The 14,876-nt window shown below is 62.1% G+C and carries 11 protein-coding genes; 3 read left to right on the top strand and 8 right to left on the bottom strand.

What is annotated here, in order from left to right:
• Positions 1-67: 67 nt before the first annotated feature.
• Positions 68-1,267 carry a formaldehyde dehydrogenase, glutathione-independent gene (fdhA, locus tag VCJ09_RS01130; RefSeq protein ID WP_324732796.1) on the top strand — a complete coding sequence of 400 codons (1,200 nt, stop codon included), beginning with the start codon at positions 68-70 and terminating at the stop codon, positions 1,265-1,267.
• A gap of 896 nt (positions 1,268-2,163) precedes the next feature.
• Here fdhA and VCJ09_RS01125 read toward each other — a convergent pair.
• Entirely contained in the window at positions 2,164-4,689 is a 2,526-nt protein-coding gene (locus tag VCJ09_RS01125; protein ID WP_324732795.1) for a CoA transferase, read from the bottom strand.
• A gap of 158 nt (positions 4,690-4,847) precedes the next feature.
• Between VCJ09_RS01125 and VCJ09_RS01120 the strand changes: the two genes are divergently transcribed.
• Positions 4,848-5,699, top strand: coding sequence for a LysR family transcriptional regulator (locus VCJ09_RS01120; RefSeq protein ID WP_324732794.1), 852 nt, complete (start codon positions 4,848-4,850; stop codon positions 5,697-5,699).
• Positions 5,700-5,755: 56 nt separating this feature from the next.
• Here VCJ09_RS01120 and VCJ09_RS01115 read toward each other — a convergent pair whose 3' ends face one another.
• From VCJ09_RS01115 to choX, 7 genes are all read right to left on the bottom strand, one after another.
• Entirely contained in the window at positions 5,756-7,429 is a 1,674-nt protein-coding gene (locus VCJ09_RS01115; RefSeq protein WP_324732793.1) for a BCCT family transporter, read from the bottom strand.
• A 452-nt stretch (positions 7,430-7,881) separates the two neighbouring features.
• Complete coding sequence (locus VCJ09_RS01110; RefSeq protein WP_324732792.1) at positions 7,882-9,069, bottom strand: gamma-butyrobetaine dioxygenase; 1,188 nt, start codon at positions 9,067-9,069, stop codon at positions 7,882-7,884.
• Positions 9,070-9,149: 80 nt separating this feature from the next.
• Entirely contained in the window at positions 9,150-9,638 is a 489-nt protein-coding gene (locus VCJ09_RS01105; RefSeq protein ID WP_324732791.1) for a thioesterase family protein, read from the bottom strand.
• Between the two features lie 75 nt (positions 9,639-9,713).
• Positions 9,714-10,496, bottom strand: a complete 783-nt coding sequence (locus VCJ09_RS01100; protein WP_324732790.1) for an SDR family oxidoreductase — start codon at positions 10,494-10,496, stop codon at positions 9,714-9,716.
• 87 nt (positions 10,497-10,583) lie between these two features.
• A complete protein-coding gene (locus VCJ09_RS01095; protein WP_324732789.1) occupies positions 10,584-11,549 on the bottom strand; it encodes an L-carnitine dehydrogenase in 966 nt (321 codons plus the stop codon).
• A gap of 118 nt (positions 11,550-11,667) precedes the next feature.
• Positions 11,668-12,555 (bottom strand): BKACE family enzyme, encoded by an 888-nt coding sequence (locus VCJ09_RS01090; protein WP_324732788.1) that lies wholly within the window; start codon positions 12,553-12,555, stop codon positions 11,668-11,670.
• Between the two features lie 97 nt (positions 12,556-12,652).
• Positions 12,653-13,591: a choline ABC transporter substrate-binding protein gene (gene choX, locus VCJ09_RS01085; RefSeq protein WP_324732787.1), complete on the bottom strand. Its 939-nt coding sequence runs from the start codon at positions 13,589-13,591 to the stop codon at positions 12,653-12,655.
• A 224-nt stretch (positions 13,592-13,815) separates the two neighbouring features.
• Between choX and VCJ09_RS01080 the strand changes: the two genes are divergently transcribed.
• Positions 13,816-14,772: a GlxA family transcriptional regulator gene (locus VCJ09_RS01080; RefSeq protein ID WP_324732786.1), complete on the top strand. Its 957-nt coding sequence runs from the start codon at positions 13,816-13,818 to the stop codon at positions 14,770-14,772.
• The last annotated feature ends 104 nt before the right edge of the window (positions 14,773-14,876 follow it).

Raw genomic sequence — 14,876 nt, 5'->3', positions numbered from 1 at the left:
CTCCAGTGCAAGGCCGCGTGGCCGTTGGCCGCGCCTTTGTATCCACAACAACAAAGGAGAACATCCAATGTCCGGTAATCGTGGCGTCGTCTATCTCGGCGCAGGCAAGGTCGAAGTACAAAAGATCGACTATCCAAAAATGCAGGATCCACGCGGCAAGAAGATTGAGCATGCGGTGATCCTGCGGGTGGTCTCCACCAACATCTGCGGCTCCGACCAGCACATGGTGCGCGGCCGTACCACCGCACAAACCGGCCTGGTCCTGGGCCACGAAATCACCGGTGAAGTGATCGAGAAAGGTCGCGACGTCGAGAACCTGCAGATCGGCGATCTGGTTTCGGTGCCGTTCAACGTTGCTTGCGGCCGCTGCCGTAGCTGCAAGGAACAACACACCGGCGTCTGCCTGTCGGTCAACCCGGCACGTCCCGGCGGCGCCTACGGCTACGTCGACATGGGCGACTGGACCGGTGGCCAGGCCGAATACGCCATGGTGCCGTACGCCGACTTCAACCTGCTCAAGCTGCCGGACCGCGACAAGGCGATGGAGAAGATCCGCGACCTGACGTGCCTGTCCGACATTCTGCCGACTGGCTACCACGGCGCGGTCACCGCCGGCGTCGGCCCAGGTAGCACGGTGTATATCGCCGGTGCCGGTCCGGTCGGCCTGGCTGCTGCCGCCTCCGCGCGCCTGCTCGGCGCTGCCGTGGTCATCGTCGGCGACGTCAACCCGGTGCGTCTGGTGCATGCCAAGGCCCAAGGCTTCGAGATTGCCGATCTGACGCTGGACACCCCGCTGCACGAACAGATTGCCGCCCTGCTGGGCGAGCCTGAAGTCGATTGCGCCATTGACGCGGTGGGCTTCGAGGCTCGCGGTCATGGTCACGATGGGGTGCAGCACGAGGCTCCGGCCACCGTGCTCAACTCGTTGATGGGTGTGGTTCGGGTTGCCGGCAAGATCGGTATTCCCGGCCTGTACGTCACCGAAGATCCGGGCGCAGTCGATGCCGCGGCGAAGAAGGGTGCACTGAGCATCCGCTTCGGCCTCGGCTGGGCCAAGTCGCACAGCTTCCACACCGGTCAGACCCCGGTGATGAAGTACAACCGTCAGCTGATGCAGGCGATCATGTGGGACCGCATCAACATCGCCGACGTGGTCGGTGTCGAGGTGATCAGCCTGGATCAGGCGCCCAATGGTTACCACGAGTTCGACGCCGGCGTGCCGAAGAAATTCGTTATTGACCCGCACAAGCTGTTCAGCGCCGCTTAAGTCAAATGCCTAACCTGGGCCGCCCCCGCGTGTGGGCGGCACCAGTCTTGCGGGAGCCTTGTGGCTCCCTTTTTTATGCCGCTGCGTTGGGTATCCGCCGGGCAAGCGCGCAGAGCCAGGCCAGCCATCTGCTCGCCGCCTCAGCGTGTCCCGCCACCGACCGCTAGCTGCCGCACAGGTGTTACCGCCGCCCTACCGGGGTAACGAAAACGGGTAGTACGGCAACACAGTCAGCAACAAAACAGAGGGGATTTCATTGCGTATATTTTTAAGCACTTGATTTATATGACTATTTTAAAACTGGCACGAGCCATGCAGTCTATTACCGCACAAAAACAAGAATCCAAGAACAACGATACGTCTCGACGCTGACACAATAAAAACAACAGTACAGGCGAGCAGCAAACAGATTTTTTTGGAGCGGTTGTGTTGTTCGGGGTCGACCCCGTGACCAAGCCAATAACAATAAAACTACCTCAAGGTAGCTGATTGGTAGGTTGGATCACTTAGTGACGATGGCAGTACCAGGGTCCAAAAAAATACGTTTGCCTTGATCCCCGATGGGGTCAAACAGCGATTTGTAATGATAAAAACAACAACAGATCGTTAAACAACAAAAACAAAGCACGCAACGACACTTTGAAGGGGAGCTTAGGCTCCCCTTCGTGCTTTGTGCTGCCCTCCTCGCCTGAACCCTGCGACTTTCATTCAGCCCCCACGCGCTGCCGCACCAGCCCGGATCATACTCGCGGAGCCCTGGCGGCCACTTGCAGCGGCTCCTGCTGGCTACTCGTTACCCCCCAACATATCTACATTTGTATTTGCCCCTCGCGGGACCTAGGCGCGTAGTTGCGCCCGGCACCAGGGATCATCAGCCTCTTAGGGCGTTGGCCTAATCACATTGGTAGGTACCGCTCAGCCCACTGATCCGCCGCCACACCCTGTTCGATCATCTGCTCGATGTCCCGGGTGGTACAGCCCAACTGCTCAAGCATTACCCGGGTGTGGCTACCGTACTTTGGCATGGCGGTCGGCAGCTTGACGCGAGCTCGGCTCAGACGGATCGAGTTGGGTGCAATCAACGTCACTCGGTGGCCGCTGGGATGGTCTGGATAGTCAATGAAGGCCACTGATTTCGGTCCATTCAGGTCGATACCGGTTGACGAGCTCATCAGTGAAGACTCGCGCAACTGACTCATCCTTGCCAACGGTTGGCAGCCGATATCGACTTCGCTCAGGCGTGCCTGCCAGTGGCTGACTGGCTGCGATCTGAACAGCGCTTCAAGCCACTGCTCTGCCTCCTGGTTATCGGCAAGCTGAAGATCCGCCAGATCCAGCGCAAGGCACAGGCTCTGCAACTGCGTTGCTTGATCGAGTGCCAGAAAGAACCAGCCATCCTGCGCCTGGTAACAGCGATAGAAGGCATTAGCCCCCTTAACTTCCCGCCCACTGGGCTCATTGAAAGGCGTCCGGCCCGGGTAGTCATACATGAATGGCAGCTGAATCAACTGCCCCGCAGCCACCAGCGAACTACGCGCCACTGAGCCTCCATGGCCATGCGCACGCTTGACCAGCGCGACCCCGATGGCCTGCGCGGCACAATAGCCGCCGAGCACATCAATCGTACCGAAGTGTGCATGCTCCTCGGGTGTCTGCATGCCGCCACCGAAGCGGGCCATGATGCCGGTGGTGGCTTGAACCAGATCGTCATAGCCCGGCTGGTCACTGCGCGGCCCCCGCTTTGGCCCGCCGTAGGCATCGAACTGACAGAGGATCAGCTCGGGATTTATCCGCTGCAGTCGCTCGACCGACAGGCCCAGCCGCGCCAACTGCGCATCGCTGCCGTTGATCGTGATGACATCGACTTGCATCAGCAACTTGTCCAGCACGGCTTGGCCCTGCTGGCTTTGCAGATCCAGCAAGACACTCTGCTTGCCCTGATTGGCCTGCATACCGAACACCGACGTGTTCCAAGGATCCAGCGCCGGTTTTGCTGGATCGATACTGATAACTTCGGCGCCAAAGCGGGCCAAGGTACAGGCGATGGTAGGCCCGGCAATCACATTGGTCAGGTCGAGAATCTTAATACCATCAAGCCAGCCTCTAGCTGCCGGTGCCTCGCCGGCTGTTGGCTGGGGAACGGCCCGTTCACGCCAACTGGCCAATAGCTGCAGCACGGCAGCTCGATCAGTGCTGGGTGACTGCGCCGGCTGTTTCTCGGTAACGGCCGTATCACCTTGCAACCAACAGATATTGCCCAGCTGGCGCATGGTTCCGAAACGCGGGTCTTCAACCTCCAGCACACTTGCCGACTGCAAGGCATGCTCGCTGGCCAGCCATTCGCTGGTTAGCTGGTGCGCACAGCCCGGTACACCGGCCTCGCCGAATAGGCGCTGCCATTCGTAGGCAGGCTTGGTTTGAAATGCCGCTTTCATCCTGTTGGAGACCAGGTCTGCCCATTCCCGCGACAGCGGATAGGACAAGAGCGTGCATTCGGCGCCATCCGGCCAGTCGGCAACGTCCAGGTAGGGACTGTGGGTCGGTATGCCCGCCGCCCTGACTGCGTCCCAGAGGCCCAATACTTTCAGGCAGCCGATTGGGTGACGGGTGTGCGAGCAGCAAACGGCATAAAAGGGCCGGCCGTCCTGGCAAACATAGGTGCGATAGAAGGGGTCGAGGAACTCCTGCAGATCGGCATAGTGCAGGTTCAGCGGCAGGTCATTAGTCCGGCGGCGCTCGATCTCGCGTTCTCGCAGCGACTTGTAGCGCTCGGGCAAGCCTTCTATGTGCATGGAGTTGTAGGCCAAGCCTTCCATGAGCGCAGCGGCGATCGGCACTTCGATCCGCTCACCCTGACCCGTTTTGACCCGATCAAACAGCGCCAAGGTCACCGCTGTAGCGCCCAACACCGAGGCATAAGCGGATGCCAGGGGCAGCGGTGAAAACGACGGGGTGATCCCCATCAGCACTCGGCTAAGGCCCATGTCGGTGAACTGCCCGACTGCCGCGGCGATAATGCCTTCCCAGGCAGGCAGCCCTGCATATTCGAGGTCCTGCTCGGCAAACCCTGGCAGGGACAGGTAGACCAGTGACGGATTGATCAGCTTCATCTGTTCGACACCCAGGCCCAGCCTGGCCATCACCCCTGGGCGGAAGTTCTCGACCAGCACATCGGCGTGTCTGATCAGATCCAGCGCCAGCTGCAGGTCTTGCTCGCGGTGCAGATCCAGACTGACCCGCTGCTTGCCCCGATTCAGTATGGCGTCCGCCGGGTTATCCCAACGCGGGCCCTGGGGCGGGTCGATGTGCACCACCTCGGCGCCCTGGTCGGCCAACATCATCGCCACGGCCGGCCCGGCAATGTACTGACCGAAGTCGACAACCCGGTATCCACTTAAAGGGCGCTGCTGAATCGCTTTCATATACACCTACCGCTATCGATGAATTGAACAGCTGCGAGCCTAAGAAATCGCTGACGGAAGGCATATCGGATAGTTTCGGACTGAGTGTTTGATTTTTTTGTACACTCCAACACCGCCAACTTCGCCGACCCTAAAACAGTCGACGCCAGTGGACTCCATTGGACCTGCAAGCAATCAAGACCTTCCTCACCCTGGCCGACCTGAAACGCTTGAGTCTGTGCGCCGAACAACTCTGCCTGACCAAGTCGGCAGTCAGTTCGCGGATCAAGCAGCTTGAAGAACAGCTGGATCAACCGTTATTCGTGCGCAGCAATGAAGGCATGTCATTGACCCCGGCCGGGCGCCAGTTCTATCACCATGCCATCGCCATGCAGCAGCGCTGGCAACGCGCCAAGCGCGAGCTCGCCCAGCAGCAAACCAGCAGTGGTCGACTGCGCCTCGCTGCACATCCCAGCTTGGCCGGCGATCTACTGTTTCGTTGGGGCAGCGTCCTGCACCAATACGATCCACACCTGAACCTCCACCTGGAGGCCGATTATTCGGGGGCCATCGTCCGCCAGATCGCCGCGGGAGCGCTGGATATCGGCCTCATCTTCGTCGCCGACGCCACGGCCGGCCTAGTGGTCGAGCAGGCTGCAGAAGACCGCTTGCTGATGGTGTCCAGCCGCGCCACGTCGCTGGAGCAAGTAACCGCCGACAACTACCTGTATATCGACTGGGGCTGGGGCTATAACGCGGCGCACTCGGAGCGCTTGCCGCAGCTGCAGAGCAGCCGACTGACCTGCGGCTTTGCTGCGCTGGGTCTGCCCTGGCTGCAGCGCAACGGAGGGTGCGCCTACCTGGCGGAGCGCCAGGCGGCCCCCCTGTTGAAGTCCGGCGAGCTGCACCGGGTGGCGGATGCGCCGGAGTTCAGACGGCCCATCTTCGTCACCTATGCCAGCGATGCGCAGGACCCACGGCTACTGCAGGTGGCCCTGACCAGCTTGCGCGAGGTTCTGGCGCAGCCCTGAAACGGCACGGGCCTCCCGTAGGAGGCCCGTGCCTTGCAGCGCACCGCTAAGGACGCTTAGGCGTTATCCGTCTGGATCTTAACGTCTGCGCCTGCGACTTCGCCCGAGTCCAGGATCAGCGACTTGAGCACGCCAAGGGTCATCAGCAGGATCACCACACTGAGCGGTAGTGCCGCTGCGATATTGGCGGTCTGCAGCGCACTGAGGCCGCCGGCGACCAGCAATACCCCGGCGACGAAGCCAATCACGGTGCCCCAGAAGATGCGGAAGATCTTCGGCGGCTCCTCGTTACCCAGGGACAGGATGGTGGTCAGCACCAGGGTGCCGGAGTCGGACGAGGTGACGAACCAGCTGACCAGCAGGAACACCAGCATGGCCGACAGCACCCAACCCATGACCCCGGTACCGGCGATGCCGTCTGCCGTGGCGAACAGCGCGGCCGGCAGGTTCCAGGCATTCACCAACTGGATAAGCTCGCCAGTGCCGGCACCCCCCGCGGCATTCAGCTCCTGATAGAGCGCCGAACCGCCGAAGATGCCCAGCCAGACGAAGATGATCAGGGTCGGTACGCAGACCACGCCGATGACGAACTCACGCAGGGTGCGGCCACGCGAAATGCGCGCGATGAACAGACCGACGAAGGGTGCCCAAGCCAGCCACCAGCCCCAGTAGAACACGGTCCAGCCGTTCTGCCAGGCCGCCGGCCCTTCCTCTTCGGGGAACCACAGGCCCATCGGCATGAAGTTGACCAGGTAGCTACCCAGCGACTCGCCGAACATGCTCAGCAGCCAGGCGGTAGGCCCGCCGAACAGGAAGAAGGCCACCACCAGGGCGGAGATGATGATGTTCCATTCGGAAAGGATCCTGATGCCGCGGCCCACACCGGACAGCGCCGACATGATCGAGACGATGGAGATCAGACCGATCAGCACCAGCTGGGTAGTCGTGCCCGGGTCCACGCCAATCAGGCGCTCCAGGCCCACGGCCATCTGGCTGACGCCCAGGCCCAGGGAGGTGGCGATACCGAATACGCAACCGAGCACGCCGAACAGGTCGACGATATGGCCGATCGGCCCGTAGATGCGATCGCCGATGAAGGGATGCAGCGCCGAACGCAGGGCCAGCGGCAGCTTCTTGCGGTAGGCGAAATAGGCCAGCGACAGGCCGACGATGGCGTACACCGCCCAGCCATGAAAGCCCCAGTGGAAGTAGGTCACCCGCAGGGCATCCACCGCCCGCGCATGGCCGATGGCAGTAGCGCCGGCCAGGTCAGCGTAGGGGTTATTCGGGTAGCCGAAGGCGCCGCTGTTATCCAGGTAGAAGATCGGCTCGGCCACACCGAAGAACAGGATACCGATGCCGATGCCGGCGGAGAACAGCATGGAGAACCAGGCAAAATTGCTGAAGTCCGGCCTACTGTCATCGTCGCCGAGGCGCACGCTGCCGTAGCGGGTGAACACCAGCACGACACAGATCGCGATGAAGAACACCATGACCACCAGGTAGTACCAGCCGAAAATCCCTTCGATCCAGCTGCGAGTGGCACCGAATAGGGTCCCGGCCAATTCGGTATTGAACCCAGCAAACAGCACGAACGCCAAAACCATGACCGCGGACACAATAGTCATGCCCTTGTGCATGCCTTTGAACAGGCCCGTTTTACACAGCAAATCTTCTTTGAATACGGTGGTGCCAGGGGCGCCACCGAACTTTTCTTTTATGGTCGACATTTACGTGTTCTCCACGGAGAGCTACGGCTAATTTTTGTATTTGTTATGCGTGTCGCTATTTCTTCAATTCACTGAAGAGATTCTTCTCGCCGGCGGAGGATCCGCCTGGCGCCAAGTTTCGCCGCCCAGGTTGTTGATCTTTCCGCAGTACTTGGCGTCGTTCGACGCGTTCCACTGCGGTGTGAATAAACACTTGCGAGGCATTGGCTGCTAGTCACGCGTGTGCGTGGTTTGGGTAATCCGTCCTTCAAGTCTGCGGCTGCAGTTCGAAGCGGCCGTATCAGGTAAAATTCGGCTAAAACGATACGAAAAGCATTGTTATGAAGCGGCAACGTCAGCGAAAGCAATAAAAACACGGCCTTTGCCCTCGGTATATTTATGCGTTTCTGGCCAAAGTCATAAACGGCCGCAGATCGCAGGACAGGGTTATGCCTGGCCTGCGCGTTAGCGCCCTAGCGTTGCAACACATGAATCCGCGAGAGCAGCTCGTCGCGATCGACATAACAGCCCTTGAAGTGACGGGCACCGCTGGCCGGGTCGAATTCAGTGCGGGCATGCAAGGTACGGCGGTTGTCGAAGCACCAGAGTTGCCCCGCATCCAGCCTGCGCTGCACACGGAAACGCGGTTCGCGGGTCATCTCGATGAAGCGCCGGTAAGCGCTATACAGCGCCGGCATGCGCTCTGCCGGTGCATCGAAGGCGCCCCGCAGGAAGTTGCCCATGCGGATCTCACTGATCACGCCGTAGGCATCCAGGCCGATGATCGGCGCCATACGGTGGTAATCGCTGGTGCGGCTCCTGTTGCGGAACTCGATGGGCGTGTCACAGAGGATTTGGAACAGCTCAGGCGCCTCCTGCTGTAAGGCCGCGGCGATGGCGAAGCCGTCGACGAAGACACTCTCACCGCCCGTGGCATCGTTGACCAGGCAATGCAGAAACTGCAGACCCGGCTGCAACTCGCGGGTCGGCAGGTCGGTGTGCAGCGGCAGGTTGAAGGAGGTGTAGGCATTGCTGTCGGCGTCGGCCTTGGACTGCACATCGAACAGCACGCCGAAGTTGCTCTGGCGAATGAAGGAGATGCGCTTGGCGAGCACTGGCAAGACGTCCTCGGAGGTCGGCACACCGCGTAGCTGGGTCAGGCCGATGTCACGCACCGCCAGCAGCCACTGCAGCAGCGCGGCGTCATCTTCCATCACCGCCTGGTAGTCGAACTGCGGCAGTTGCTCGCTCATCTCGGCACCCCACAAACGGCTCTGTGGGCGCAGCGCGCGACGCTCGGCCCGTGAGGCGTCGTCGTAGGCATGGGCGCGCAACCAGCCGGGATGGAAGCGGCTGTGGTGACCATCCTGCCAGTCGATCAGCAGGTGCCCCTGTTGGTCGATGCGGGTGCGCTGGGGATGCAGTTCTGGCGGCACATCGACGATCTCGAACAGCTGCTCGCGGGTCACACTGTAGACGCACTGGCTGCAGGTGCAGTTGTCACGCAGCCACTGGTGATGGAAGGGGCTGGTTCGAGCATCGCTCCAGGTGACCTCCAGGGTGTCGCTAGTGGAGCTAAGGCCAACCAGGCCGGCACTGATCGGGTAGCTGCGCCAATCGGCGATTGGCGCAGCGTCGAGGGAGGGGTCTACAGCGTTCATGGCGATCTCCTGGCGGGATGCTTCAAATAGTGTGGTTGTTCACGCTGCTGGGATAGAAGGACCCAGGCTCGACCGCGGGTCTATGCCCTGGCCTGCGGCAGGCCGATCACCCGGCCAACGCAAGCGGGGGACGGCAGATCACGATGAGCCTCGCCTAGCGCCAGTACCTGCTGCAGCACCTGCTCGTCGAAGGTCGCCGAGCGCGAAGTGCGGGTGTCGATGTTCATCAACATCTGCTCGCTCTCGGCCAGCGCAGCGGCCACACCTACCCGGTGCAGGCTATGGTGGATGTGCATACGTTTACGGTCGTGAGCCAGCAGTTGAGTGCGCACTTCGACCGCCTCACCCAGCTTGACCTCGTCGAGGTAGTTCAGGTGGCACTCCAGGGTATACAGGGTATGCCCGGTGCGCGTGCGACCCGCTTCGTCGAGGCCCAGCTGATCCATCAGCGCGTCGGTGGCGAAGCTGAAGACCAACAGGTAGAAGGCATCACGCAGATGGCCGTTGTAATCCACCCACTCCGCAAGGATCTCGGTCTGGTAAGTGGTCAGGGGTTGAGCGCTGGACATCGGTTAGGCTCCTGGGGCCGGGCGGCGGCTTGCCGCACGGCGTGGTAATAGTTGGACTAAATGCCGGTGCGGGGCTCAGGCATTGGCCAAGGTATGGGTGTCACCGTCGACGCTCAGGGCTTGGCCGGTGATCTTGGCGCCAGCCTTGGAGCTCAGGAACAGGATCATGGCGGCGATGTCCTCGGGGTCGATGAAGGTCTTCAGCGAGCATTGGCTGACGTAGGCGGCCCGCACGTCATCCGCGCGCTTACCGCTGGCCTTGGCCTCGCGCTCGATCACCCCGTCCATGCGCGCGCCACTGATCGAGCCTGGGCAGATGGCGTTGACCCGGATACCGAACTCGCCCACCTCCATGGCCAGGGATTTACTCAGCCCGGTGACAGCCCACTTCGCCGCGGCATAGGCCGTGCGCAACGGGTAGCCCATGATCCCAGCGCTGGAGGAAATGTTGATGATGCAGCCGCTGCGTGCTGCCTTCATCAGCGGTAGCGCGAGCTTGCAGCAGTAGAAGGTGGAGTGCAGGTTGACGTCGAAGGTGCTGCGCCAAGCCAGGCTGTCGAGCCCTTCGAGGTGGCCGGCAGGACCGGCGATACCGGCATTGTTGACCAGCACGTCGATTCCGCCCAAGGCATCCAGGCCCTCGCTGAAAAAACGCTCGACCTGAGCCTCGTCGCCGACGTCGATCAGCGAGCCGCTGAGCTGCGGATGTTCGCTGAGCAGCGCTTCCAGCGCCTGAGCATTGATATCGCAGATATGCACCCGGGCGCCGGCGGCGAGAAACGCCAGGGCCGTCGCCCGGCCGATACCCGAGGCACCGGCAGTGATCATCACTCGCTGTTGTTGCAGATCCTGAAACATCACGCCTCCCGCATCAGAAATGCGCGTGGTAACACCGCGTTGCAACTGCCGAGCCGGCCCCTGGATTCAATCCAGGGGCCGCGCAGGTTAATCGGCGAAGTCGAAGCCGTGCTTGGCCTTGGTTGTCTTGATCGCGTCCATCACCGCCATCAGGCAGTCATCACGGTAGCGCTCCAGCTCGGCGATGCTGCGCTGGCCTTGTTGCTCTGTGGTGCCTTCGACCACGCTGTCGATCAGGCCGTCAGTTAATTCCGGCGCTTCCAGATAGGTCCAGGGCAGTTTCAGCGCCGGGCCGAACTGGGCCATGAAGTGGCGCATGCCGGCATTGCCGCCGGCCAGGGTGTAGGTCAGGAAGCTGCCCATGAACGACCAACGCAGGCCGGCACCGAAGCGGATCGCATCGTCGATCTCGCCGGTGGTGGCGACGCCGTCGTTAACCAGGTGCAGCGACTCGCGCCACAACGCCTCGAGCAAGCGGTCGGCGATAAAGCCCGGTACTTCCTTGCGCACGTGCAGCGGGCGCATGCCCAGGCTGGTATACACCTGAATGGCGGCCTGAACGGCTTCCGGCGCGGTCTTCTGGCCGCCAACCACTTCCACCAGCGGCAACAGATACACCGGGTTGAACGGGTGACCGACCACACAGCGCTCGGGGTGCACGGCGTCGGCGTAGAACTCGCTGGGCAACAGCCCCGAGGTGCTCGAACCGATCAGCACGTTGGGCCGCGCCGCGGCGCTGATCTTCGCATGCAGGTCGAGCTTCAGCTCCAGACGCTCGGGAGCGCTTTCCTGGATGAAGTCGGCGTTCTTCACACACTCGTCGATGCTGTCGACGAAACGCAGGCGCTCGGGCGAAGCACCGGGCACCAGGCCCTGCTGCTTGAGTGCCGGCCAGGCGTTGGCGATGCGCTCACGCAGCGCCGCTTCGGCGCCGGGCGCCGGGTCCCAGGCCACAACGTCGAGGCCATGGGCCAGGGCGCGGGCGATCCAGCCGGCGCCGATCACGCCGGTGCCGAGGGCGGCGAAGGTTTTCAGTTCGGTGACAAAGGCCATGATGGCTCCTGCTTGGCTTGCCCGAATTGGATTCGGGCGGGGCGATTCAATTTGTTTGGGATGCTATCCGGGCTGCGAATAAGTCCGGGGCGACCGCGATCGCCCCGTCTAGATCACCTCAGCCGCGCGGCTTGAGCTTCATCTTGGCGCGGCCTTCGGCCGGGGTCAGAACCCTGCCGCCGAGGCGCTGGATGATTTCGACGACGCGTTCGACCAGGCTGCCGTTGGTCGCCGGTACGCCTTTGTCCAGCCAGATGTTGTCTTCCAGGCCGACCCGCACGTGACCACCGAGCAGCATGGCTTGGGCGGCCATCGGCATCTGCAGGCGACCGATACCGAAGCCGGCCCAGGTGGCGCCCGCCGGCAGGTTGTCGGCCATGGCCTTCATGGTGGTGGTGTCGGCCGGAGCGCCCCATGGGATGCCCAGGCAGATCTGGAAGATCGGATCGTCCAGCAGGCCTTCCTTCATCATCTGCTTGGCGAACCACAGGTGACCGGTGTCGAAGATTTCCAGCTCGGCCTTGACCCCCAGCTCGGTGATGCGCTTGGCACCGGCACGCAGTTGCGCCGGGGTGGCGACGTAGATGTAGTCACCGTCACCGAAATTCAGGGTGCCGCAGTCCAGGGTGCAGATCTCCGGGCGCAGCTCCTCGATATGCGCCAGGCGGGTCAACGGGCCGACCAGGTCGGAGCCATTACCAAACTCCATGGGCTGCTCGCCCGGACCGATCTCCAGGTCACCGCCCATACCGGCGGTGAGGTTGATGATCACGTCGGTGTCGCTCTCGCGGATGCGCTCGACCACCTCGCGGTACAGCGCCACGTCACGACTGCCCTTGCCGGTCTTGGGGTCACGTACATGGCAGTGGGCGACGGTGGCACCGGCCTTGGCGGCTTCGATGGCGGCGTCGGCGATTTGCTTGGGGGTGACCGGAATGGCCGGATGACGGCCAACGGTATCGCCGGCGCCGGTGACTGCACAGGTGACTATGACTTCGTAGTTCATGGAGTTTCCATCCTTATTCGAGGCGAATGGGTGCCGGGCGCCCAGGAGGGGCGCACGACACGGCGATTGATCGGGGAATGTGTGGAACGAGCCGGTCTTACTTGAGCGCGGCCTGCACGGCGGCGACGCCATCCTTGCCATCGAAGGTGGTCACCCCGGCCAGGAACTTGCTCAGCTCCTGCGGGTTTTCCTTCAGCCACTTGCGCGCGACGTCCTTGGGCTCTTCGCGGTCCATGATCGGCGCCATCATCTGACCCTCCTGGGCGGCGGTGAAGCGCAGATTGGTCAGCAGACGGTCGATATTGGGGCAGCGCTGCGCATAGTCTGGCGCGGTGACGGTCCAGACGGTGGCCAGACCTTCATCGGCGCCGAATACGTCCTCACTGCCAGTCAGGTAGGTAACGTCCATCTTGATGTTCATCGGGTGTGGTGCCCAGCCGAAGAACACCACCGGCTTCTTGCTCCGCGCCGCACGGCTGACCGCGGCGAGCATGGCCGACTCGCTCGACTCGATCAGCTCGAAACCGCCGAGGCCGAACTGGTTGCTGTCGATCATCTTCTGGATCGTGGTGTTGGCCCCGGTACCCGGATCGATGCCATAGATCTTGCCGTCCAGTTGCTCCCTGAATTTAGCGATATCGGCGTAGGTTTTCAGGCCCGCCTCGGCGGTATAGCTGGGCACCGCCAGGCTGGAGATGCCATCGGAGAGACCCGGCTCGCTGAGCACCCGGACCGACTTCTTGGCGAGAAACGGCGCAATGTTGTCGTCCATCAACGGCTTCCAGTAACCGAGGAAGAAGTCGAGTTGGTCACGCTGGATGCCGGAAAAGACAATCTGCTGTGAAGCTTGGGTCTGGGTGGTTGCATAGCCCAGGCCTTCGAGCAGGGTACTGGCCACGGCGGTAGTGGCGACCACGTCGGTCCAGCCAACCATGCCGATGCGTGCCTTCTGGCAGCTGGCCTGTTCGGCGGCCAATAGCGACGAGCTGAACAGACCGAGCAAACAGCAACCGGCGATTACCTTGAAACTTTTCATCAATGCGCCCTCGTATGGCGTTAGGGTTTTCCTTGTTGTTATCCCGGGGCGCTGACACCCCGTCCCGTACTCAGGCCTGAGTGCGCCCGATGGGGTCAGATTACGCAGCGCTACCGGGTAAAAAACGAACTAGAACGACCAGCTGTTGAACAGTAACGACCTTATTGCTTGTACTGAGAACTCTTCTGCCTTTTAGTAACGACCAGCCTTCGCGGAACCCAGCCATGCCCCAGACCCTGTGCTTTCTCCTGCTGCCCGGCTTTTCCATGATGGGCCTGATGTCGGCCATCGAGCCGTTGCGCGTGGCCAATCGCTTTCGCGGCGAGCTCTATCGCTGGCGCCTGCTCAGCCTGGATGGCGCCGCGGTGGAGGCCAGCAACGGCATGTCGCTCAACGTCGATACCGCCCTGGAGCTGCCGGCGGCCGGCGACAGCCTGTTCGTGGTCGCCGGCTTCCAGCCCCTGGCGACTTTCGACCACCGCCTGTCACTGTGGCTGCATCGGGTCGAGCGTGAAGGGGCAACCCTGGGCGGCATCGACACCGGCAGCTTCGTCCTGGCCGAAGCCGGGCTGTTTGCCGGGCAGCAGCTGACCCTGCACTGGGAAGCCATCGAAGCCTTTCAGGAGCGCTATCCACGCTTGACGGTCACCCAGGAATTGTTCGAAATCGACGGTAAGCGCATCACCAGCGCCGGCGGCACCGCCAGCCTCGACCTGATGCTCACCCTGATCGACCGCGACCACGGTGAAGCGCTGGCGCTGGCGGTGTCCGAGCAATTCGTCCTCGGCCGCATCCGCACGCGCCAGGATCATCAGCGCATGCAGATCGCCAGCCGCTATGACGTGCACAACAAGAAGCTGGTACAGGTCATCGGTGAAATGCAGCGCCACAGCGAAGAACCACTCAGTTCCCAGCAACTCGCCGAACTGATCAAGGTCACCCCGCGCCAGCTGGAACGCCTGTTCCGCCAGCACCTGAACGAAACCCCGTCCAACTTCTACCTGGCCCTGCGCCTGGACAAGGCGCGCCAGCTGCTGCGCCAGACCGACCTGAGCGTGCTGGAGGTCGGCCTGGCCTGCGGCTTCGAATCCTCCTCGTATTTCTCCCGCTGCTACCGCGTGCGCTTCGCCACGTGCCCCAGCCAGGATCGTCACGAGCATCCGGCGGCCTCACTCCCTTAAGAGCGGGCTTCAGCCCGCGTTCGCTGCGCGGCTGTCGGTGGGCGAAAGCCCATCCGACACAAGCGGCCTTGGCGACGGCTTATCCGTTCGCGACCAGGCATTGA

The sequence above is a fragment of the Pseudomonas paeninsulae genome (assembly GCF_035621475.1).
Lineage (GTDB): Bacteria > Pseudomonadota > Gammaproteobacteria > Pseudomonadales > Pseudomonadaceae > Aquipseudomonas > Aquipseudomonas paeninsulae.
The sequence above is the reverse complement of the archived record's forward strand: the minus strand, read 5'-3'. Positions and strand labels throughout refer to the sequence as shown.